The organism is Williamsia sp. R60, from assembly GCF_054063855.1.
This window is the reverse complement of record NZ_JBSSGR010000002.1, coordinates 876,739-896,637: the sequence shown is the minus strand read 5'-3', so window position 1 is coordinate 896,637 and position 19,899 is coordinate 876,739. Positions and strand designations below refer to the sequence as shown.

The window sequence follows — 19,899 nt, the reverse complement described above, 5'->3', positions numbered from 1 at the left end:
CTCCTCACTTGTCGTCTGCTTCAAGTCTGTTTGCGATGCATGCAGCCAACAAGAGCACCGATCACCGATAGTTCGCGCCGCCACCTGTCACATCACCACATCGGAAACACATGCGTAACAGTGGATTACGTGGACGTTTCCTGCCGCACTCGAGACGTAACACCGCGATCGGTGTCAATCGGCGGTGCGCCGGCCGAATGTGGTCTGCCGTACGTACTTCTCGGCAAGGTGGTCGCCGGCACGCAGTGGGTCCGGTACGGCCGTCGGATCGGATGCCGCAAAGGGAGGTAAGGCCGCAACCGACACATCAAAATTGGGGTGTTGGTAGAAGGCGAAACTCAGGCGCGAGCTGTCGAACGCCACCGACCGCGGCGGATTGGCCGTGCGGTGCAAGGTGGCCGGCCAATGATCACCGGTCCATTCCGCGAGCAGGTCACCGGTGAGCACCACCAGCGTGGCCGGAGTGGTGGTGACCTCCAGCCATTCGCCGTCGGGGTCGAGCACCTGAAGGCCTCCCGGCGACGACTCCGCGGAGACCACCGTGAACGCGCCGTAGTCCGTGTGGATGCCGGCGCGTGCCTGGTGGGCCAGCGGCGGTTCGGGTTGGGGTGGAAAGTACAGCCCGCGGAGCATGCTCATCTCGGTGTCGAACATCGGCGCGAAATGATCCGGCGGCAGACCGAACCCCTCTGCCGCCAGCGACAGCAGTTCGGCGCCGACCCGCTGCATGTGGCGGTAGTAGTCCTCCCACACCGCTCGGAACCGCTCGGGAAAACGCGGCCACAGATTCGGATAGGCCATCGGGCCGGCGCCGGGCTGCCCCACCGTCGGGCCCGACACCGGGCCGATGTCCATCTTCTCCTTGAGGTCGCCGTGCGATTCCTCGTCGAGCGAGTAGGCCATCCCCTCGGAACCGAGTCCCGTCCAGCCGCGAACCTGCTCAGGCGCCGGCTGCCTCACGGCTGCTTTCTCTTCGTCGGACAAGAGGAAGAACTGCCTGCTCACGCTGTACAGCTCGGTGAGCAACGAGGTCGGGATGCGGTGACCGGTGAGCAAGGCGTAGCCGGTGCGCGAGCAGGCGGTGTCGAGCAGCTCGATCTGACGCGCCCTCGACTCGGGGTCGCGGGAGGCTTCGAACAGGTCGACCAGCGGGATGGCGAGCACGCGACTACTCTGCCTGACGAACCTGCAGTGTGGTTCCCAGAGGAGGATCGACGTGCCGAACGGGAGAGCCACACCGGCTGGGCTCGCCGGGGTCACCGGCGTCCAGATGGCCACCTCACCCGCCGGAATCGACACCTCGATCACGTCGGTGATCGACCTGGCCGATACACGGGACCGCCTCACGCTCGACCAGGCCGTTGTGACGGTGGAATGGAAGCCCACCCGGCCCAGCGGCCCACTTCCAGATCTGTTGCCGATCCTGGACCCGGTGCTGGTGAAGAAACCTGTGGCAGTACTCGTCAGCCCCATCCGCCCGGTCAATCCGCCGCGGCAGCTGGTGGCTCGCGCCGAGCGGGCGGGTGTGTGCCTGCTGTGGAACAGCGCACTGGTGCCGCATGCCGATCTCGTCGTGTCGTTCGAACGGCAGCTGCAGCAATCGGGCGAGGTTCGTTCCGAGACCGGGCCACGCGCTGCGTCCGTTCCCGACGACATCCTTGCCGCAGCCGACGACCTCGACAAGCTGCTCGACCGTCTGGGCCGGTTCCTCGGCGCCGACCTACACCTCTCCGACGTCGCGGGCCCGGCCGATCCCGACGTCACCTCGGTGCGATTGTCTGCGGCGTCGGTGGGCGGACCCGTACTGGAAGTCCGCCGCGACTACGCCCTCACGCCGGACGAACTCCTGATCCTGTCGACGCTCGCGCCCGTCTTTCGCCTGCACGCCAGGCTCGCCGACACAGCCACCGACGAAGCCGCCGCGGAAATCGCCCGCAACCTCAAACACATCCTGGGCGACGACCTCGTGCAGCGCGAGATGAGCTTGCGCAAGAGCCGGCGGTTGTCGCTGTTCCCGCGCCATCGCGTCGTCTGTCTGGGCATCGAACCGTTCGGCATCTCGGTGGACCTGAACGGGCTGCAGCAGCTCAGAACGGCGATGACCCCCGTGGCCCTGCGCTTCGATCCCGACTCGATCACCATCGTCAACTCTGGCACCGTGGTCGTGATGATCCGTGCGACAATCGATTTCGATGCCCTGGCCCGTGCGTTGTATCGGTCGGTGCAGGTTCCGCTGGCGGTCGGCGCAAGCGACGAGGTCGACGATCCACGCAGCTATCCGAGTTCGTTCCGGCAGGCCGGCCGTGCCGTGGCGGTCGGCAGACGCGTCGGCGCGATCAACCGGGTGACCAGATACCGCGACCTGGGTGTGCTCGGCCTGCTGTACCAACTGCCCGAACACGCACGCCGCAGTTTTGTCGCCGAGACACTGGGCTCGGTTGCCGGTCCGACACCGGACGGTCTCGATCAACGGCGAATCCTGCGGGTGCTGCGGTCCACCGACTGCAACATCACCGAATCCGCACGTGAGCTGTACATCCACCCCAACACGCTCCGAAGCCGGATTGCCCGGATCGAGCAGATCACCGGCCCTTTAATGAATGAACCGGAGCGGCGGCTGACGATTTTCACGGCGCTGTCGATGTTCTCGCTGGACAACAACGTCGAAGGCGAATAGCCCGCCCTTTCCGACCATGGGCCGCTCGCCCCTTTAAACATGGGATGTTAGGTTCTTTCCATGCGAACGGAGATGACTCAGGTACCCGCCGAGGCGGCGTCCATCACTCGGCCGAGACGTACAAGCGAACTCGTCGTGGAGCGCATACAGGAGTTGATCCGGTCGGGTGAGTGGGCCGTCGGCGCGAGGATCCCGGCCGAGCCCGACTTGGTGGCCCAGCTCGGCGTCGGGCGCAACACGGTACGGGAAGCCGTTCGCGCGTTGGAACATTCAGGCTTCCTGGAGCCCCGGCGCGGCGATGGTACATACGTGCGCAGCCGCAATCTCATGGCCGCTGCCATCGGCCGGTGCGTGGAGAACTCCGAGATCCTGGAGCTGCTCCAGGTGCGACGCGCCCTCGAGCGCGAAGCCGCCCGCTCGGCAGCGTCCACCAGGAACGACAATGACGTACGGGAACTCGAACGACTCCTGACCGAGATGCGCGAGGCATTCGACGCCGAAGACCTCGATCGGTACATCAACGCGGACATCGCTTTTCACACCGCCATCATCACGGCCTCGGGCAACGGGCTCCTCGGTGAGCTCTATGCCGGAGTCGCAGAGGTGATGGCACGCACCCATGCGACCGTCATCGCGGCCGACGCCCAATCACACCCACATCCGACCGGACATGCCGAAGTGGTCGCAGCCATCCGGGACCGCGACCCGGCGGCGGCAGAGGCGGCTGTCGCCTGCTACCTCGACCGCTCGATCGAGGTCCTCTCATGACTGGCCCTCTCACGAATTCGGGCAGTACCGCTGTCGCGGTGGGTCCTCCGTCGACGTCCCCGCGACGGCCCGGCCGCACCGCGGCGATCTTCGCCGGCCTCGCGATCATGGTGGTGGCAGCGAACTTACGCCCTGCCGTGGTGGCCGTCGCTCCCCTGGTCGACGACATCAAGGCCTCTGAGGGCTTCAGCAGTGCCACGGCCGGGCTGCTGACCACCCTTCCGGTGTTGTTCTTCGGACTGGTGTCGCCGATCGCGCCGCGGCTCGCCCGCCGGTTCGGTATCGAACGCACGGTGTTCGGCGCAATGCTTCTGTTGCTCAGTGCAATCCTGCTCCGTCTCGTTCCCTCGGTCCCGGCGCTCTTTGCCGGATCGGCGTTGGCCGGCGTCGCGATCGGCATCTGCAACGTGGTGCTACCGGCATTGATCAAACGGGACTTCGCGCACCGATCGGGTTTGATGACCGGTCTCTACTCGATGACACTGTCCGGCGGCGCGGCCCTGGCAGCGGGCCTGACGGTTCCCATCTACACGGCGGTCGATGACCAGTGGCGCATCGCCTTGGCGTCGTGGTCGCTGCTGACCGTCGTCGGGCTCGTCCTGTGGATTCCGCAACTCTCACGCAAGCACCGGATGGGCGCCCGACCCGCACTTCCTTCGTTGTGGCGCAACAAGATCGCTTGGGCGATCACCATCTACATGGGTGCACAATCGCTGATCTTCTACACGTTCACCGCGTGGCTTCCCGAGTACCTGATCGATGGGGGCATGGCCAAATCCGCAGCCGGCGGTTTGTTGGCGCTGGCCCAGACCGTCGCGCTGCTCATGTCGCTGCTGGTTCCCATCATCGCCGGGCATTTCCGCGGCCAGCGGGTGATCACCCTGTTGGCGTGCGTGGTGAGCGCGGTCGGATTCGCCGGACTCATCGGTACCGACCAGTGGACCGCGTTCTGGGTGATCTGTGTGGCTGCCGGGCCGGGGGCGTCGATCAGTTTGGCGCTGTTGTTCATGGTGTTGCGCAGCTCGAGTCCCGCCCAGACAGGGCAGATATCGGGAATGGCACAGGCCGTGGGCTACTGCCTCGCCGCAGCCGGCCCCTTGGCCATCGGCGCCTTGCATGACGTCAGCGGTTCGTGGCCGCTGGCCATGGGCGTGCTGAGTCTTGCCCTGGTGCCTCAGGCGCTGTCAGCTCTCCTCGCCGCAAAAGACGTCAAGATGCCTGCGTGACATGACCGATCACTTGGCGAGGGTGGCCGCAGCTGCCTGCCCCGAAGCCACCGGAGACGAATCGCCGTGCGCCACAGGGCATCCACGGGGGAATGTGCCGAGCGCGGTGACGTCGTAGCCATCAGGGTAGGTTCGGATGTTCGGGAGGTCGCGGGCATGTAGCGGCGCCTTGCGTACCGGGAACCACCGGATGATCCGGCCCCGTGCCCGAAGCGCCGCACGCGACACCGCACGGACAACCCGCGGCGGATGCCGGTAACCGAATGCGTCGAGTAGGGCGTCGTCCATCAACGAGCGCGCGAAGATGTTGATGAGCCAGGCCGGAGCCTTGTCGTTCGGCGGGAACGTGGTCATCAAAGCCAGCGTCGAATCGGCGACCTTTCGCGCACCATCGTTGTAGGCGAAGTTCTTCTGCTCGTAGTCGTCGAGGAAGTGCGCGAACTCGGTGTAGGTGGCCGGGATCTGCTTGATCCCCATCAGATTTCCGAGACGGCGATAGTAGTTCGTGGCTGCCACCACCTCGTTGTGATTGAGCTGCCGCCAGCCGTAGTCCTCGATCCAGCGCACCGGGGTCACCACAAATGTCGCCAACACATAAAGCATGTCGTCGTTCGAGATGTCGTAGGCGCCGTGCATCTGATTGATGCGGCGGATGCTCGTCCGCCCGGTCTTGCTGTCGAGTCCGTGTTCGAGCACGCCGTCGAGGAGCAGGGTGGTGTCGTCGTAGCGTTTCTGGACTTTGTCGGTGAACTCTCCGGTGTCGAACAACAGCTGCCCCACCGACGGGACGGCATACGTCCGGAACAGCGCAAAACTCAACGCCTGATTGATGTCCCAAGGAAACTCGATGGTCGCCAGCAGGCGGTTGATCTCCTCGAAGTCTTTCTCGGGGTCGAGCTGGCTGGTCTTGGTGCGCACTGCGTACCGGTTCATGAGGCCTCCTGTGGTGCCGGTCACTATGACCTAGTCTGACAGCTTAACCTCGCTACCGAGTGTTCATTCGCCTAGCCGGTTATCCCACGTATCGCCTGGTCAGATCGCCGACTTCACGCGAGAAGGCCACCAGCGTCACCAAGTCCACGTTCACTTCGGCCGTGGTGATGGCCTGCACCTGACGAGACACCGCGTCGGCAACGGGCCATCCGTATGCGCCCGCGGAGATCAGGGGGAAGGCGACAGATGTCGCCCCCAATGACCGGGCCAGCAGCAAGCTGCGCTGGTAGCACGCCCGCAGGTCAGCCGACCGATCATGACGGATCGAGTAGCGCGGCCCCACCGTGTGAATCACCCACTTCGCCGAGAGCCTGCCTGCCGTGGTCGCCACCACCGCTCCCACAGCGAGGCCGTCCGGGAGTGTTGTCGCCCGGAGGAGCCTGCACTCGTCGATGATGTCCGATCCGCCCGCACGGTGGATGGCGCCATCGACACCACCCCCGCCGAGCAGCGAGGAGTTCGCCGCGTTGACGATCACGTCGGCTCGTGTGGTGGTGATGTCGCCGTTGACGACGTCGATGATGGTCATTGTTCGCCCCCTCGTGTCGCCGCACCCCTGTCGTTGATGGGCGCAGCAGAAGTGGTTGTCGCGCCGACGATCCGGCGGGCGGTCGCGGCGAGGTCGTCGGCGGTGTGGCCGGGATATCCGTTCAGGAGGGGCTTCCACTCCGATGGGATCGCCGAGGCTCCTCGGCAGGCTCCCACCAGTCCGCCTGCGATGGCCGCGGTGGTGTCGGTGTCGTTACCCGCGCGTACGCAGTACTCCAACGTCGTGGGCAGGTCGCGGGCGGACTTCGTCAGCGCCCACCACGCCGTCTGCAGAGCGTGCACCACCCACCCGTTGTTCGGAAAGTCTGCGGGAGAACCGGTTTCGGCGATGTCGAGCAGCGGTTCCCAATAGGCACGGGTTGACGACGGCGCGCCCTCCAGGAAGAGTCGTACCCCGTCGGGCGAGCCGGCCAGCACCGCGTGCCGGATTCCACAACTCCACATCTGGCACGCCTCTCGTGCGCGTTCGTCGTAGTGCGTGAGGTCGCTGATCGCACCGGCGAAGTTCACACAGCCCCCGGGGTCGTCGAGAAACGCCAGGGCCACTGGCGCCGTGCGCATCAGGGAACCGTTGCCGCCGGTGCGTCCGGTCAGCCGCGCAGCCCTGTCCGTCATCGCGGCCGCAGACCGGTCCCGGCCACTGAGTACTGCCCGGGTTTGCGTCCCGATATCAGGTGGGCCGGAGTCGTACCAGCGCACAAACGATGTGGCGATCGCATCGAGATCGGCGTGACCGTTCGACAGTCCGTCGGTCACGCAGATCGCCATCGAGGTGTCGTCGGTCCACTCGCCCGGGGCCCAGTCGAACGGACCGCCGCCCTTCATCCGAATCTCGGTATGCGCTGCGGGTTGGGTGAACTCGTACCCCGCACCGAGTGCGTCTCCCGCTGCGGTGCCCAGCAGCACTCCCAGTGCTCGTTCGAGCTGTTGGTTGTCGAGAATCATCGCGTACTCTCCTTAGATCAAAGTTGAGCTAAAGGTTAGCTCACTCTTGCGCTAACATCAAGGCATGATGTGGCGGGATGACACGGGCAAAGCCTTGAGCGACTACGAGCGACCCTCGGTTGCAGTCGATGTCGCCGTGCTGACCGTGATCGACGACGAACTCGCGGTGCTGGCCGTCGAATCCGGGCGCGGCCCGGCACTGCCCGGCACGTTTCTGCATCCCGGCGAGACCCTCGCCGACGCGGCGAGCCGCGCGTTGCGGACCAAGGCAGGCATCAGCGGCCTGGGTTTCCATCAACTCGGCATGTACGACGATCCGTCACGAGACGATCGCGGGTGGGTGCTGTCCATGGCGCACGGCGCGGCGGTGGCACGCCGGCGTCTGCCCGACGATGCGCTGCTTGTGAGGATCACCGGCCAGACGCCGAAGGTCGACCTCGCCTTCGACCACAACACCATGGTTTCGCAAGCGGTGCAGGATATTCGGGCTCGTTACTCAGACCATCCCGACCCTGACCGACTACTGGACGACCAGTTCACCCTCTTGGAATTGCGGCGCCTGCACGAGGCGATCTCTGGCGCCACTTTGGTCAAAGACACTTTCCGCCGTCGTTTCATCGGGGCGCTGGAGGGCACTGGCGAACGGGCCACAGCCGACACGGGACGCCCTGCCGAACTCTTCCGCGTTCGGCGTTGACGGGTCTCGGCGCCCACACCCTCCGGCTCCAGTCACATCCTCCGACTGCAACCGGAGGACGTCGCTGCAATCGGAGGAAACGCGGCGAGTCGGTCAGTCGAACATGATCACTTGACGGATGGCTTTGCCATCGGCGAGTTGGTCCATCGCGTCGTTGATCTCGTCGAGCCGGATGCGCGAAGAGATGAGCTGTTCGACGGGCAGGCGCCCCTCGCGCCACATCTGTGCGTACCGGGGGATGTCGCGGCTCGGCACGGCCGACCCCAGATAGCTGCCGATGATGGTTCGCGCCTCGGCGGTGATCGTCAACGGCGAGATGCTCGATCTGGCAGCCGGGGCGGGGAGGCCCACCGTCACCGTGGTGCCGCCCGCCGAGGTGGCCGCGAACGCGGTCTCGAAAGCCCTGGCGTTACCGGCACATTCGATGACGTACGTCGCCTTCACACCCTGGTCCACCACGTCTTGCGGCGTATGGATCTCATGCGCGCCGAGTTCACGCGCGAACTCGAGCTTGTCGTTCAACGTGTCCACCGCGACGATTCTCGAGACCCCCTGCGCCACAGCGGTTATCAGCGCCGCCATGCCGACACCGCCGAGGCCGACGATCATGATCGAATCCTGCGGTGAGGGCTTGGCGGCGTTGAGCACTGCTCCCCCACCCGTGAGAACCGCGCAACCCAGGACGGCGGCAATGTCCGCGGGCACGTCGTTGCCCACGGCAACCGCTGACGCGGCATCAACCACCGCGTGAGTGGCAAACCCCGAGACACCCAGATGGTGGTGAATTGGTCCGCTGCCATCGGGTGACGAGAGTCGGCGGCCGCCGTGGAGCATCTCGCCGGCGTTGTTCGCGACCGATCCCGGTACGCATGGGAGCCGCCCGCCCGCCGCGCAACCCTCACAGTGCTCGCACCGCGGCAGAAACGACATCACCACGCGATCGCCGACCTCGATGTCGGCGACCTCTGAGCCCCGTTCACGCACGATGCCGGCTGCCTCGTGACCCAGCAGCATCGGGACCGGTCGCACCCGATTGCCGTCCACCACACTCAGATCGGAATGGCAGACGCCTGCTGCCTCGATCTGGACGAGTAGCTCGGTCGGGCCGGGCGACTGCAGCTCCAGCTCGCGCACCGCGATAGGTGTGGACTGCGCGTAGGGTCGCGCCCGCCCGATCTCCTCGAGAACTGCTCCGGTGATCAACATGTGCGCGCCTTTCCACCTCGGCAACAGCCCAGATCCACCAGGCACCTCGTAGTCTCTATCCGGGACAACCAGCCAACCGGTCGTTCCATGACAACGTCGACCACGATAGGGCAAGCCCCGAGAACGGAGATTCGAGGCCGGTGACCAGAGGTCCACATCCATCGCCCGACGACTATCCCGTGCTGTGGCCGGTCCCGACCCGTTGGCACGACAACGACCACTACGGTCACGTCAACAACGTGACGTACTACTCGTACTTCGACACCGCGGTGAACGCCTGGCTGATGTCGGCCACGGGCACCGACATCCGTGACCTGCCGGCCATCGGGATCGTGGCCGAGACGTCGTGCAACTACCTGCGCGAGTTGAGTTTCCCCGACCAACTGCTGGTGGGCATCTCGGTGGAACGCCTCGGCTCCCGCAGCGTTGTCTACGCGTTGGCGATCTTCCGTAGCGGCCCGAACGGCGACCATGCCATCGCCGCGACCGGACGATTTGTACATGTGTACGTTGACCGCTCGTCGCGCAAACCAGTCGACATCCCACCTTCCATCCGTACGGTGATCGCCGATCTCGTCGGTTCCTCCGCAGAGAGCTGACACGACATGGGAACCGTGGTCACCTCGTTCTTCTGGATCGTGGGGTGCGCGGTGCTCGCACCGCTCGTCGCCGGGCTGGTCCCAGGCAAGCGGATACCCGAGGTTGTGCTCCTTCTCGTCGGCGGGATCCTGATCGGGCCTCATGCCCTCGATTGGGCCGTCGAGGGCAGCGAGATCGAGATGCTCCGCGAACTCGGTCTCGGAATGCTGTTCCTGCTCGCGGGATACGAGGTCAAGACATCGGAACTTGTTGGCCGAGAGGGTCGTCGGGCCTTCTATACCTGGATGTGCTGCCTGGCGATTGCCTTCGGCGCCACGTTCGCCTTGGGTGCCACAGGCCTGTTGACCGCCGAGAGCGCAGTGGCCATCGCGCTGTGCTCCACCGCGCTCGGCACGCTGCTCCCCATCCTCCGTGATAGCGGACTGCTCGACACCCGACTGGGACAGACGGTCCTCAACCACGGGGCGTTCGGTGAAGTGGGTCCGGTCATCGCGATGGCGGTATTGCTCGGCACTCGCGGGTCGCTCCAATCCACGGTTGTCCTCATCCTGTTCACCATCGCTGCGGTTGCCGTCGGACTGGTGTCGGACCGCGTTCTGCGGCAACAGACCTGGCTGAGGAAGTTGGTGTCTGCGGGCGCGGAGACCACCGCCCAGACCACCGTGCGGGTGACGATGTTCTTGCTCGTGGGACTGATGGTGCTGGCCTACGAGTTCGAGCTGGACACGGTGCTGGGGGCATTCGCAGCGGGATTCATCCTGCGGCGGCTGCTGCCCGAGGGACATGAGTCACTGGAAACCAAGCTGGACGGAATAGCTTTCGGCTTCCTGATCCCCATCTTCTTCATCACATCCGGCATGGGTATCGACATCGCGGCGGTGTTCTCGAAACCCGGTCTTCTGGTGGTGCTGGTACTCCTGATCATCGCAGTGCGCGGCGTCCCCGTCTTCATCGCCACCCGATGGGATCGTGGGCAATCGGGCACCGAACCGCACTTTTCCATCGCCGAGCGCGCGCAACTGGGCCTGTACTCGGCGACCGGTTTGCCTCTGATCGTGGCGGTGACAGGCGTTGCCGTGGCGGCCGGTGAGATGACCGAAGCGAACGCATCGGTGCTGGTGACCGCAGGTGCGGTCACCGTGTTGGCGCTGCCGTTCACGGCGTCGATGATCGGCGCCCGGCGCAAGAGACTCCGCACGTCGTCGGACATCAGTCCGGAGGGTCGACGGTGAAAGCGGGCGCGTCTAGCCTGCGAGAAAATCGAGAACCCGGCGGTTGTATTCCGACGGGCGGTCGCGGTGCACGCTGTGGCCGGCCTCGATTGCGGTGAAGTGGCCGTCGGGCAAGGCCTCGCACACACTGCGTAGGTGCCTGGGCGGCAAGAAACTTCGCTCACCACCCGAGATGACCAGTACGGGCGCGGTGATCGCGTTGAGCGAATCCCACCAGTCGGTGTCGATCACCTGGAATTGGGTCGCGACGAGTTGGGGCATCCGGTGGTCGAACCGGATCACCGGGCTCGGGTAGCGGGCGAACGACCAGGCACCTCGGAGCCGTTCAGGCCACCCTCCCGCCGACGGGGCGATGTTCTCGTCCAGGTCGGCCTGTCCACGGGGCATGGGCGGGATCTCCTCGAGCACCAACCGGCGGATCCGATCGGGCGCAGCCATCGCCATCCTCGCCACGGTGTGGGCGCCCAGCGAATGCCCGACCACATCGACCTCACCCACCCCCAGGTCGTCGAGGACAAAGGCCAGGTCATCACGAAAGTCGTCGAGCAGGTAGTCGCCCGATCGCGAACTCCTGCCGTGACCGCGCTGGTCGTACGTGATCACCGTTCGGCCAAGCGCTCGCAATTGCCTGGCCAGCGGACGCCATGTCTGATGATCACCGCCCATTCCGTGCACCAGCACCACCGGCCGATCTGTCACCGGACCCGACGTTCGCACCGCGAGGGTGATCGATTCGGCACCGGATGGCCGGGTCAGCGTGTCCACCGACGCCACGGTAGTCAACCGACTACCAACGCGCCTGCCGCGCCCACCCGCATCACCGGTTCCGTGCGCCACGCTTCGCCGGTGCGGATAATGGGTGAGCATGGTGTACATCTCGGCAATCATCGGCTTCGTGCTGGTCTTTGCCACGAGTGCACTGGTGCTGGTGGGGACCGAATGGATCAAGTCGATCGACTGGGCGGGCAAGTTCCGTGCGGAGTCCGAGAGGCGCGCTTCACCTCAGGTCGACGCCACTTCCGAACCCACCTCGAGCGCCCCGCCGGTCACCGGGTTCGAACAGCCCAAGCCGGTTCGACGTAGGCCGGAAAGCGGCGACGGACTGGCCGATCTGGCCAAGACCACGGCCACGCCGTACTGGATCGACCACCAAGGGGGGACGCGACCCGGCGAGTCGATTGCCATCCGGTTCGCCTTCATCGCCGTCGACACGTGGCGCGGCGACCAGCCCCGCATCGACATCGATCTTCTCCTCGACCGCGACTCCGGACAGATCGACGATTGGGCCGTCCACACCGACGAGAACAACTACCCGCGACCACTGCGACGACAGCTGCGCCAATCCACGTTGTCGCCGCACGACCAGGCAACCATCGACGAGATGCGGGCGCATCCCATCGGCAAGCTCGCCTACCTGGCGTGTTCGACGGCGACGGCGATCGAGCAGAGCCGCTCCTGGAAGCACGACATCCTCGACAACAAGATGATCAGGGTCGACCTCGATGCCGAGGTGGCGGAGATCAGTCGCAGTTGCGCGCGGTTGCGTGCCTCCGTCGACAAACTGGGGGCCGGTCCGCCCGACGACCTCGGCGACGACCCCGAGCTCACCGCCATCCACGCTGCGCGGTCGCAGGTGCACGACGAACGGCTCGGCGTGCTTGTCCAGCGACTGGAGGCGTTCACCCGCTACCGAGCCGGTGTGGAGCAGGTAGACCGTCAGCTGGCAAAGCTCGAATGGGTGATCAGCGTTGTGGTCGACGACGATTCGGACGAGTATGTCGCCGCGGCCGAGGACGAGCTGGGATCCGAGCGATTGAACCGCGCAGCAGAGGAGTTCGACACCGTGGCAGGCGCGATCATCGAGACCATGCTCACCGACGCCAAGCGCCTTTCGCGGATCGTGCGCTACTCATAGGCGCCTTACGGGTCAGCGTGGCGCCGACACGCCCAGTCGCCGTTGTTCGATGATGAGGCAGCGGTCTTCCACATACAGCAGACCCGCATTCTCTGCGATCTCGCGAGCCTCAGCCGAGGCGATGCCCAGCTGAAGCCACAGTGCCGTGGCCCCGGCGGCCACAGCCTGCCGGGCGATCTCCGCCGTCTGGTCTGAGGGACGGAACACGTCGACGAGCCCGATTTGTTCGGGGATGTCGGCCAGTGTTCGGTAGACGGGTTCCCCGAAGAGTTCGTCGGCTTTGGGGTTCACCGGGATGATCCGCCAGCCGTGGTTCTGCATGTGGGCGGGCACGGTGTGCGCCGCCTTGGCAGGGTCGGCACTGGCCCCCACCACGGTGATCGTGTCGTACTTGCTCAGGATTTGTTCGACGACATCATCGGTGTTCGACATGGTGAAATCCTAGGGTTCACGGGTACGGCCGCGACGTCCGCCCGGCCTCCCTCGGTCAAACGGGCCATCGAATCGGTTTCTTCCCAGATGCACTTGCCCCGAGGTTCCATTTTCCGGCGGTCCCTGTCCAGGACCCCGCACGCCGAGCCCCGCGGCACGACATACTCAAACGATGGAGCCCTGGCAGATCATCTTGGTGATAGTCATCGTCGTAGTGGTCGTGGGCGTGATCATCGCCCTGATTCAGGCGGCCCGAGCGAGGAAACCACCGACTCCGGCCGATTGGTATCCAGATGAGCACGACCCGAGCCTCGAGCGCTATCACGACGGCTCGGGATGGACCGACCGGACGCGGCCGAACAAGGAAGACGACTACTGACCGATCGCTGGTCGACGTGGATGAACCGGTGAGCCCGGCGAGAATGAGGCGCGAGGTACAACGCCGCCGGCACAGTTCAACAAACAAGGAGATCTCCATGGCAGAAGCGGCTGCCGTCGGGGTCGACAAAGGCGGGCGGTTCGGACTGCTCGAAGCTTCCGAACTCGGTGACCTATGACCACCATCGATCTCAACAGCGACATCGGCGAATCGTTCGGCCGGTGGGAACTCGGCGACGATGAGGCCATGCTCGACCTGGTCACCAGCGCGAACATCGCGTGTGGGTTTCATGCCGGCGATCCCAGCACCATTGCCCGCACCGCGCGGTGGTCGGTGCAACGAGACGTCCGGATCGGCGCCCAGGTCGCCTATCGTGACCTCGCGGGGTTCGGCCGACGATTCGTCGACGCGTCGCGGACCGAATTGACCGACGACGTGGTGTACCAGATCGGCGGGTTACAAGCACTTGCCGTAGCGGCAGGTGGATCGGTCACGTACGTCAAACCCCATGGCGCGCTGTACAACACGGCCGTTCACCACGAAGAGCACGCTTCAGCGGTGGTCGATGCGGTGGCCGCGGTTGATCCGGGACTGGCAATCCTCGGGCTACCGGGCTCGCGGCTCCTCGAGCTGGCCGAACAGCGGGGGCTGCGGGTGATCCGCGAGGCATTCGCAGATCGCGGTTACACCCCATCTGCGACGCTGGTGTCGCGGCGTGAACCCGGCGCGGTCCTCCACGATCCCGGCGCAGTGGCCGAGCGAGTACTCCGGATGGTCAGCGACGGAGTGGTCGAGGCAGTTGACGGTTCCAGCGTGAAAATCGATGTGGATTCGGTGTGCGTACACGGCGACTCCCCTGCCGCGGTCCAGATGGCTCGCACCGTCCGAGACATCCTCGCTGCGAATGGTGTTGAGGTAAAGCCCTTTTCATGATGGTCCTGACGTACGGCGATCGGTCTCTGCTCATCGAGGCGGAGACCACCGATCAGGCGATCGGCTGGACGGTCGCCATCAACGAGGCAAACTTGCCCGGCGTCGTCGACGTGGTCCCTGGCGCCAGAACAGTTTTGGTGACCACAGATGGCCCGGGGAGAACAGGCGCGCTGCGCGCTGCACTCGAACGTCTCACCCCGACGTCCGGGGAAGCTCGTCGGGACAGCACAACGGTGGAAGTGCCGGTGGTCTACGACGGGCCCGATCTCGACGACATCGCGCGCCTCACCGGACTGTCCCCGGACGAGGTCGTCACCGCACACACCAGCACTCCATGGCAGGTGGCCTTCGGAGGATTTGCACCGGGGTTCGCTTACCTCATCGGCGGCGACCCACGCCTGCAGGTCCCGCGCCGCGACGAAGCCCGAACCAAGGTGCCGGCGGGCGCCGTCGGACTCGCGGGCGAGTTCAGTGGCATCTATCCACGGCAGTCCCCCGGCGGTTGGCAACTGCTCGGGCATACGAACCTACCGATGTGGGATGTGGACCGCGACCCACCTGCACTGCTCCAGCCGGGCACCTTTGTACGTTTTCGGAGCGTCTCGTGAGTGCGCTCGAGGTTGTGGCCACCGGGCCACTCACCACCATTCAAGATGGTGGCCGGCCTGGTCTCGCCTCCCTCGGCGTGAGCCGGTCCGGTGCTGCCGATCGCCGGTCGCACCGTCTCGGCAACCGGTTGTTGTCGAACCCTGAGGACGCAGCAGCCTTCGAGGTGACTCTCGGCGGGCTGTCGCTTCGGGCCATGGAGGAGGTGCGGCTCGCAGTCACCGGTGCCGACGTGGACGTGCTGGTCGATCACGGTTCAGGACCTCGCCCGGTCGGGATGAACGCACCGTTTGTGGTGCACGCCGGAGGATCGATGACGCTCGGGATGGCACGTGCCGGACTTCGTGCGTATGTTGCGGTCCGCGGTGGCATCGCCGCAGAGTCCACGTTGGGTTCGTGCAGTACCGACACCCTGTCCGGGCTCGGGCCGAACCCGTTGGCAGCCGGAATGGTGGTCGAGATCGGGCCCCGGCCCGGTGAGCTGCCGGAGGTCGACGTCGCCCCCGTTGCGGCGCCGGCGGCCGGCGAGGTAGAACTGCACGCGATTCGCGGTCCACGCGACACATGGGTTGTCGACGCCGATGACCTGGTACATGCGACGTGGCAGGCATCCGATCACAGCGACCGGGTAGGAATGCGGTTGAGCGGCATGACGCCTGGACTTTCGCACCGCGATCCCGATCGTCAATTGCCCAGCGAGGGCATGGTGCGAGGAGCGATTCAGGTACCTCCGAGTGGCCAACCGGTGGTGTTCCTCGCCGATCATCCGGTCACCGGCGGCTATCCCGTGGTCGCCGTGGTGATCGACGAGGACGTCGATCGCGCCGCCCAGATCCGTCCCGGCCAGTCGGTGCGCCTCCATTGGGCTCGATGACCGACGTGCGCGACAGCCAGCACCTCGTGCCCTAGCGGCCCAGACCATGTGGTCGGGTGACGTAGGTCTGTCCGTATTGAGTTGTCCACGTGAAGGTTCGGTCTGAGTGCATTCGAGCGATCCAGTAGCCGAGGGTCTTGCGTTTGTGGTCGGGGCGGCAGATGGCGCCGAGGTTTTCTTCGATCGTCCAGCCACCCGATCGGGGGTCGGCATGGTTGAACGGGATGATGTGGTCGATCTCGCATTCGGATGCCGGGGTGGAGCATCCGGGAGTTCGGCAGGTGCCATCGCGGGCAATGATCATCTCGCGCAGCGCCTGTGACGGTTGATAGGTCAACGCGCCTGGTGGTGGTTCGGCGAGACCGCCGTGGCCGTCGGGTGGGAGAAGTCCCGGTGGCGGGGCGGTGATGCCGGGTTGTCGGTGTCAACAGTGTTGTCTGCTCGCTGGTGCTCGCGGGTATGCGGCCCTCAGCGCGTCGTCTTCCCTCGTCGACTCAGTCGCTGCGCTCCCTCGCTCCTCAGTCCAGACAACGCGGGGCCGCATACAGTTCCGGTCAATCTGCGGGCCGCGGGTGCGCTGTCATCTGCTGCTGTGGGCAGGTTCGTGGTGTCAGCAAAGGTTTCCAGTAACCTGCGCGTCGGCGTCGGGCGCATTGTTGGCCGGGTTGCCGACGGTCGCGGGTGCAGACCGTGCCCGCGATCGCGTTGATCTGCGCGTCGAGTTCGGCGGCCTCGGCTGCGGTGATGGTCGCGGAGATGTGGGCGAGGCCGTTGAGGTCGCGGGAGGAGCGGTAGTCGCGGTGCGGTTCCATCGCTTTGCGTCGTTCTGCTGCCCCGTCGGGGTCGACCGCAATCACCATCCGGTCCAGTTCGTTGCGCAGTACGGATCGTGAGAGTCCCTGTTGCGCAATTACTATCGCCTCGGGTTCGAGTTCTGCCACCAGTTCATCGCTCAGGGCTTGTAGGGCGGTGACGATCTCGCGTACATGAACGAACCCGATGTCGCCTTCTGCGAACGCCGCACGTGTCCCGTGGAAGCGATCGCGGAGTTGCAGACCATTGTCGATGTAGACGCCGGCCATCGTGCGGGAAATGTCGAGCAGCAGGGACACCTCGACAACCGGTATGCGTGCGGCCTTGTCCAGGTCCCCGGAGATGGCGAGTTCTTCATTCACCCGCAGTGTCGCCAGCTCGACGACATCGGTGATCGTCTGCGCGAACCGGCGATTCACCTCACGCGGAACAGTTCTCAGATCCTCGGCCAACTGTATGGCTCGAGTTCCCCCCTCGACCAACAACATGACCCAATTCTAAATCAAGGGTCTGACAATTCCATCGATCACGTTCTGGCGCAGACACTCTCGCGGGCCCGTTGCACACAAGTTCAGCCCAGACGTCACATCCGGCCATCAGATCACGACTTGTGTGCACTCAGGCACACCACCCGCCGAACCCCGTGTTCAGGGAACGATGGAGTCCACGTAACCGCCATCTACTCGTACGGCGGCACCAGTGGTCGCCGAAGCCTGCGGAGACGCGAGATAGACACACATGTTCGCGATCTCTTCGGGCTCGATCAACCTCTGCAGCAATGATTGTGGACGGTGCAGACGCATGAACTCGCGCTGGGCCTCGTCCCACGGGAGGTCTTTGTCCACGAGTTGATAGATGAAGTCCTCGACGCCACCGGTGTGGGTTGGCCCCGCTATCACCGAGTTCACGGTGACGCCGGCGCCTGCTGCTTCCTTCGCGAACCCACGGCTCACGGCGAGCAGTGCCGTCTTCGACATCCCGTAGTGGATCATCTCGGCGGGGATCACGATTGCCGAGTCGCTTGCGATGTTTTGTATGCGTCCCCACCCACCATCGATCATCGACGGCAGATAGGTGCGGATGAGTCGCACTGCGGCAAGCACATTCACCTCGAAGTAGCGACGCCATTCCTCGTCGGAGATGTCCAGCGCAGGCTGCGACCCGAAGATGCCGAGATTGTTCACCAGGATGTCGACCGAGGGAAGGGCGACGAGTAACGTGTCCACACCGTCGGTGGTGGTGACGTCGGCAGCCAACGGTATGACATCGGCTTCAGGTACCTGCGCGATCAGTTCCGCCACCGCGTCGCGCACCTTCCCGGCGTCTCGACCGTTCACCGCAACGCGCGCTCCCGCCTCGGCGAGTCCCTTGGCGATTGCCTTTCCGATGCCCTGGCTCGAACCTGTCACCAATGCTGTTCTACCGCTCAGATCGATACGCATACTGCCGACTGTAGACGCGCCGATCGGTACTCTTGGAGGGGATGGTTTGCAAGCCAAAGAACCCGCTCCAAGGAGGATGCCCATGTCTGTGAGCCTGGCCAAAGGCGGAAACGTCTCGCTGAGCAAGGAAGCACCCAATCTGACCGCGGTGAGCGTCGGACTCGGATGGGATGTCCGATCCACCACCGGTGTCGACTACGACCTCGATGCCAGTGCCCTTGCGATCAACGCGAACCGGAAGGTGCTGAACGACTCGTTTTTTGTGTTCTACAACAACCTGCGTTCCCCCGACGGCGCCATCGAGCACACCGGCGACAACCGCACCGGTGAAGGCGAGGGCGACGACGAGACGATCACCGTCGATCTGAAGGCCCTCTCGCCGGACGTCGACTCCATCATCTTTCCGGTAACCATCCACGAGGCCGATATCCACGGTCAGAGCTTCGGCCAGGTGCACGGCGCTTTCATCCGAGTGGTCAACCAGGCCGACGGGCGAGAACTGGCACGCTACGACCTCAGTGAGGACGCGTCGACAGAGACCGCCATGGTGTTCGGCGAGATCTACCGGCGCGGCGGCGAATGGAAGTTCCGGGCGGTCGGCCAGGGATACGCATCAGGGCTCGCCGGTATCGCACGCGACTACGGGGTCAACATCGGCTGAGAACCGGCCGGCGTCCGCCTACGATCACCCCATGCCGAGTCTCGCGGATCGATTCCAGGATCAACGCACTCGCCTGCTCGCGGTGGGATATCGAATCACCGGGAGTATCACGGACGCCGAAGACGCCGTGCAGGAATCGTGGCTGCGTCTGGCCGATGTTGATGTCGACTCGATCAACGACCTCGGCGCCTGGCTGACCACCGTGGTCGGGCGCATCTGCCTCGACCGGCTCCGGTCGGCAGCGGTTCGACGAGAACAGTATGTGGGCCAATGGCTTCCCGAGCCCGTGGTCACCGCGCTACCCTCCGCCCATTCACAAGATCCACTGCAGGCGGTGGTCGCCGCGGAAGACAGCCGATACGCCGCGATGGTGGTGCTCGAAACCCTGGCTCCCCCGATGCGCGTCGCATTCGTGATGCATGACGGTTTCGGTGTGCCGTTCGCCGAGATCGGCGACCTCCTGGGCGTGAACGCGGCCTCGGCCCGCCAGATGGCCTCACGTGCCAGGAGAATCGTCTCGGGAGTGCCGGCGTCGGTCCCGGAGAAGGAGCAGACCGACGCGGTGCAGCGCCTCGTTGCTGCGCTGGCCTCGAAAGACGTCGATTCCGTTGTGGCTGCACTGGATCCGGACGCCATGATCGTCGGTGATGCGAACCGCACCACCCCCACAGCGGTCAAGCCCATTCACGGCGCCGACGGCGTCGCGCGATTCCTGCTGGGGCTGGTCCGACGGTACGGCGAGTCGTTCCTGTCCGAGCAGATCCCGGTGCTCGTCAACGGCGAACTCGGCGCGTACAGCGCCGGATGGGACGCGGCCGGTGACCGTCGCGCATCCCCGGCTCGCGCCAGTTGCTTTGTGGTCCGCGACGGCCGTGTGGCGGCCATCTACGACATCGCCGACCCCGCGAAGCTGAAGGCGGTACCGGACGTGCGCTCATCTGACCGGTGAGC

General features: G+C 65.1%; 23 protein-coding genes. 13 read left to right on the top strand and 10 right to left on the bottom strand.

What is annotated here, in order from left to right; genetic code table 11:
* Positions 1 to 174: 174 nt before the first annotated feature.
* The gene (locus tag ACVWY6_RS11060; protein WP_457538005.1) at positions 175 to 1,164 is read right to left on the bottom strand and encodes an isopenicillin N synthase family dioxygenase; all 990 of its coding nucleotides are present in this window, start codon (positions 1,162 to 1,164) and stop codon (positions 175 to 177) included.
* A 52-nt stretch (positions 1,165 to 1,216) separates the two neighbouring features.
* Here ACVWY6_RS11060 and ACVWY6_RS11055 point away from each other — a divergent pair, with 52 nt between their 5' ends.
* From ACVWY6_RS11055 to ACVWY6_RS11045, 3 genes are read left to right on the top strand one after another with little or no spacing between them, the layout of a single operon-like run.
* Positions 1,217 to 2,677 carry a PucR family transcriptional regulator gene (locus ACVWY6_RS11055; protein WP_457538003.1) on the top strand — a complete coding sequence of 487 codons (1,461 nt, stop codon included), beginning with the start codon at positions 1,217 to 1,219 and terminating at the stop codon, positions 2,675 to 2,677.
* A gap of 60 nt (positions 2,678 to 2,737) precedes the next feature.
* Positions 2,738 to 3,445, top strand: a complete 708-nt coding sequence (locus tag ACVWY6_RS11050; protein WP_457538001.1) for a FadR/GntR family transcriptional regulator — start codon at positions 2,738 to 2,740, stop codon at positions 3,443 to 3,445.
* Positions 3,442 to 4,671: a CynX/NimT family MFS transporter gene (locus ACVWY6_RS11045; protein WP_457538000.1), complete on the top strand. Its 1,230-nt coding sequence runs from the start codon at positions 3,442 to 3,444 to the stop codon at positions 4,669 to 4,671. The genes ACVWY6_RS11050 and ACVWY6_RS11045 overlap by 4 nt, the downstream gene beginning before the upstream one ends.
* Positions 4,672 to 4,680: 9 nt before the next feature.
* Here ACVWY6_RS11045 and ACVWY6_RS11040 read toward each other — a convergent pair whose 3' ends face one another.
* The 3 genes from ACVWY6_RS11040 to ACVWY6_RS11030 all read right to left on the bottom strand — a co-directional run bounded on the left by ACVWY6_RS11040 (position 4,681) and on the right by ACVWY6_RS11030 (position 7,158).
* Entirely contained in the window at positions 4,681 to 5,604 is a 924-nt protein-coding gene (locus tag ACVWY6_RS11040) for an oxygenase MpaB family protein (RefSeq protein WP_457537998.1), read from the bottom strand.
* Between the two features lie 79 nt (positions 5,605 to 5,683).
* Positions 5,684 to 6,193, bottom strand: coding sequence for an O-acetyl-ADP-ribose deacetylase (locus ACVWY6_RS11035; RefSeq protein ID WP_457537996.1), 510 nt, complete (start codon positions 6,191 to 6,193; stop codon positions 5,684 to 5,686).
* A complete protein-coding gene (locus ACVWY6_RS11030; protein WP_457537994.1) occupies positions 6,190 to 7,158 on the bottom strand; it encodes an ADP-ribosylglycohydrolase family protein in 969 nt (322 codons plus the stop codon). The genes ACVWY6_RS11035 and ACVWY6_RS11030 overlap by 4 nt, the downstream gene beginning before the upstream one ends.
* A gap of 64 nt (positions 7,159 to 7,222) precedes the next feature.
* Between ACVWY6_RS11030 and ACVWY6_RS11025 the strand changes: the two genes are divergently transcribed.
* Positions 7,223 to 7,855, top strand: coding sequence for an NUDIX hydrolase (locus ACVWY6_RS11025; RefSeq protein ID WP_457537992.1), 633 nt, complete (start codon positions 7,223 to 7,225; stop codon positions 7,853 to 7,855).
* A 93-nt stretch (positions 7,856 to 7,948) separates the two neighbouring features.
* Here the strand turns inward: ACVWY6_RS11025 and ACVWY6_RS11020 are convergent, their stop codons facing one another.
* A complete protein-coding gene (locus ACVWY6_RS11020; protein ID WP_457537990.1) occupies positions 7,949 to 9,061 on the bottom strand; it encodes a zinc-binding dehydrogenase in 1,113 nt (370 codons plus the stop codon).
* Between the two features lie 140 nt (positions 9,062 to 9,201).
* On the opposite strand from ACVWY6_RS11020, the gene ACVWY6_RS11015 reads away from it, so the two are divergent.
* Positions 9,202 to 9,660 (top strand): acyl-CoA thioesterase, encoded by a 459-nt coding sequence (locus tag ACVWY6_RS11015; protein ID WP_457537988.1) that lies wholly within the window; start codon positions 9,202 to 9,204, stop codon positions 9,658 to 9,660.
* A 6-nt stretch (positions 9,661 to 9,666) separates the two neighbouring features.
* Positions 9,667 to 10,893, top strand: a complete 1,227-nt coding sequence (locus tag ACVWY6_RS11010) for a cation:proton antiporter (RefSeq protein ID WP_457537986.1) — start codon at positions 9,667 to 9,669, stop codon at positions 10,891 to 10,893.
* 12 nt (positions 10,894 to 10,905) lie between these two features.
* On the opposite strand, the gene ACVWY6_RS11005 is transcribed toward ACVWY6_RS11010, so the two are convergent.
* Positions 10,906 to 11,658, bottom strand: coding sequence for an alpha/beta fold hydrolase (locus ACVWY6_RS11005; protein WP_457537985.1), 753 nt, complete (start codon positions 11,656 to 11,658; stop codon positions 10,906 to 10,908).
* Positions 11,659 to 11,758: 100 nt separating this feature from the next.
* Here ACVWY6_RS11005 and ACVWY6_RS11000 point away from each other — a divergent pair, with 100 nt between their 5' ends.
* Positions 11,759 to 12,808, top strand: coding sequence for a hypothetical protein (locus ACVWY6_RS11000; RefSeq protein WP_457537984.1), 1,050 nt, complete (start codon positions 11,759 to 11,761; stop codon positions 12,806 to 12,808).
* Between the two features lie 12 nt (positions 12,809 to 12,820).
* On the opposite strand, the gene ACVWY6_RS10995 is transcribed toward ACVWY6_RS11000, so the two are convergent.
* Complete coding sequence (locus ACVWY6_RS10995; protein WP_023962541.1) at positions 12,821 to 13,240, bottom strand: CoA-binding protein; 420 nt, start codon at positions 13,238 to 13,240, stop codon at positions 12,821 to 12,823.
* Positions 13,241 to 13,412: 172 nt separating this feature from the next.
* On the opposite strand from ACVWY6_RS10995, the gene ACVWY6_RS10990 reads away from it, so the two are divergent.
* The 4 genes from ACVWY6_RS10990 to ACVWY6_RS10975 all read left to right on the top strand — a co-directional run bounded on the left by ACVWY6_RS10990 (position 13,413) and on the right by ACVWY6_RS10975 (position 16,032).
* Positions 13,413 to 13,619, top strand: coding sequence for a DUF2510 domain-containing protein (locus ACVWY6_RS10990; protein ID WP_457537983.1), 207 nt, complete (start codon positions 13,413 to 13,415; stop codon positions 13,617 to 13,619).
* A 174-nt stretch (positions 13,620 to 13,793) separates the two neighbouring features.
* Positions 13,794 to 14,552 (top strand): LamB/YcsF family protein, encoded by a 759-nt coding sequence (locus tag ACVWY6_RS10985; RefSeq protein ID WP_457537982.1) that lies wholly within the window; start codon positions 13,794 to 13,796, stop codon positions 14,550 to 14,552.
* A complete protein-coding gene (gene pxpB, locus ACVWY6_RS10980; protein WP_457537981.1) occupies positions 14,549 to 15,160 on the top strand; it encodes a 5-oxoprolinase subunit PxpB in 612 nt (203 codons plus the stop codon). Before ACVWY6_RS10985 ends, pxpB begins: the two co-directional genes overlap by 4 nt.
* Positions 15,157 to 16,032 (top strand): 5-oxoprolinase subunit C family protein, encoded by an 876-nt coding sequence (locus ACVWY6_RS10975; protein ID WP_457537979.1) that lies wholly within the window; start codon positions 15,157 to 15,159, stop codon positions 16,030 to 16,032. The genes pxpB and ACVWY6_RS10975 overlap by 4 nt, the downstream gene beginning before the upstream one ends.
* Before the next feature lie 31 nt (positions 16,033 to 16,063).
* Here ACVWY6_RS10975 and ACVWY6_RS10970 read toward each other — a convergent pair whose 3' ends face one another.
* The 3 genes from ACVWY6_RS10970 to ACVWY6_RS10960 form a co-directional block, all read right to left on the bottom strand.
* On the bottom strand, positions 16,064 to 16,369 hold the full coding sequence (locus ACVWY6_RS10970; RefSeq protein ID WP_457537977.1) for an HNH endonuclease signature motif containing protein: 306 nt from the start codon (positions 16,367 to 16,369) through the stop codon (positions 16,064 to 16,066).
* Between the two features lie 217 nt (positions 16,370 to 16,586).
* Positions 16,587 to 17,333 carry a DUF222 domain-containing protein gene (locus ACVWY6_RS10965; RefSeq protein WP_457537975.1) on the bottom strand — a complete coding sequence of 249 codons (747 nt, stop codon included), beginning with the start codon at positions 17,331 to 17,333 and terminating at the stop codon, positions 16,587 to 16,589.
* Positions 17,334 to 17,492: 159 nt separating this feature from the next.
* Complete coding sequence (locus ACVWY6_RS10960; protein WP_457537974.1) at positions 17,493 to 18,287, bottom strand: SDR family NAD(P)-dependent oxidoreductase; 795 nt, start codon at positions 18,285 to 18,287, stop codon at positions 17,493 to 17,495.
* Positions 18,288 to 18,369: 82 nt separating this feature from the next.
* On the opposite strand from ACVWY6_RS10960, the gene ACVWY6_RS10955 reads away from it, so the two are divergent.
* Together ACVWY6_RS10955 and sigJ are read left to right on the top strand one after the other, a co-directional pair.
* Positions 18,370 to 18,948, top strand: a complete 579-nt coding sequence (locus tag ACVWY6_RS10955) for a TerD family protein (protein ID WP_457537972.1) — start codon at positions 18,370 to 18,372, stop codon at positions 18,946 to 18,948.
* 31 nt (positions 18,949 to 18,979) lie between these two features.
* Positions 18,980 to 19,897: an RNA polymerase sigma factor SigJ gene (gene sigJ / locus ACVWY6_RS10950; RefSeq protein ID WP_457537970.1), complete on the top strand. Its 918-nt coding sequence runs from the start codon at positions 18,980 to 18,982 to the stop codon at positions 19,895 to 19,897.
* The last annotated feature ends 2 nt before the right edge of the window (positions 19,898 to 19,899 follow it).

Coding starts and splice junctions, on each gene's coding strand:
- ACVWY6_RS10960 (WP_457537974.1), bottom strand. CDS start 18,287: ATGCGTATCGATCTGAGCGGTAGAACAGCATTGGTGACAGGTTCGAGC.
- ACVWY6_RS10990 (WP_457537983.1), top strand. CDS start 13,413: ATGGAGCCCTGGCAGATCATCTTGGTGATAGTCATCGTCGTAGTGGTC.
- ACVWY6_RS10985 (WP_457537982.1), top strand. CDS start 13,794: ATGACCACCATCGATCTCAACAGCGACATCGGCGAATCGTTCGGCCGG.
- ACVWY6_RS11000 (WP_457537984.1), top strand. CDS start 11,759: ATGGTGTACATCTCGGCAATCATCGGCTTCGTGCTGGTCTTTGCCACG.
- ACVWY6_RS10955 (WP_457537972.1), top strand. CDS start 18,370: ATGTCTGTGAGCCTGGCCAAAGGCGGAAACGTCTCGCTGAGCAAGGAA.
- ACVWY6_RS11020 (WP_457537990.1), bottom strand. CDS start 9,061: ATGTTGATCACCGGAGCAGTTCTCGAGGAGATCGGGCGGGCGCGACCC.
- ACVWY6_RS11035 (WP_457537996.1), bottom strand. CDS start 6,193: ATGACCATCATCGACGTCGTCAACGGCGACATCACCACCACACGAGCC.
- ACVWY6_RS11045 (WP_457538000.1), top strand. CDS start 3,442: ATGACTGGCCCTCTCACGAATTCGGGCAGTACCGCTGTCGCGGTGGGT.
- ACVWY6_RS11010 (WP_457537986.1), top strand. CDS start 9,667: ATGGGAACCGTGGTCACCTCGTTCTTCTGGATCGTGGGGTGCGCGGTG.
- pxpB (WP_457537981.1), top strand. CDS start 14,549: ATGATGGTCCTGACGTACGGCGATCGGTCTCTGCTCATCGAGGCGGAG.
- ACVWY6_RS11030 (WP_457537994.1), bottom strand. CDS start 7,158: ATGATTCTCGACAACCAACAGCTCGAACGAGCACTGGGAGTGCTGCTG.
- ACVWY6_RS11025 (WP_457537992.1), top strand. CDS start 7,223: ATGATGTGGCGGGATGACACGGGCAAAGCCTTGAGCGACTACGAGCGA.
- ACVWY6_RS10995 (WP_023962541.1), bottom strand. CDS start 13,240: ATGTCGAACACCGATGATGTCGTCGAACAAATCCTGAGCAAGTACGAC.
- ACVWY6_RS10965 (WP_457537975.1), bottom strand. CDS start 17,333: ATGTTGTTGGTCGAGGGGGGAACTCGAGCCATACAGTTGGCCGAGGAT.
- sigJ (WP_457537970.1), top strand. CDS start 18,980: ATGCCGAGTCTCGCGGATCGATTCCAGGATCAACGCACTCGCCTGCTC.
- ACVWY6_RS11050 (WP_457538001.1), top strand. CDS start 2,738: ATGCGAACGGAGATGACTCAGGTACCCGCCGAGGCGGCGTCCATCACT.
- ACVWY6_RS11040 (WP_457537998.1), bottom strand. CDS start 5,604: ATGAACCGGTACGCAGTGCGCACCAAGACCAGCCAGCTCGACCCCGAG.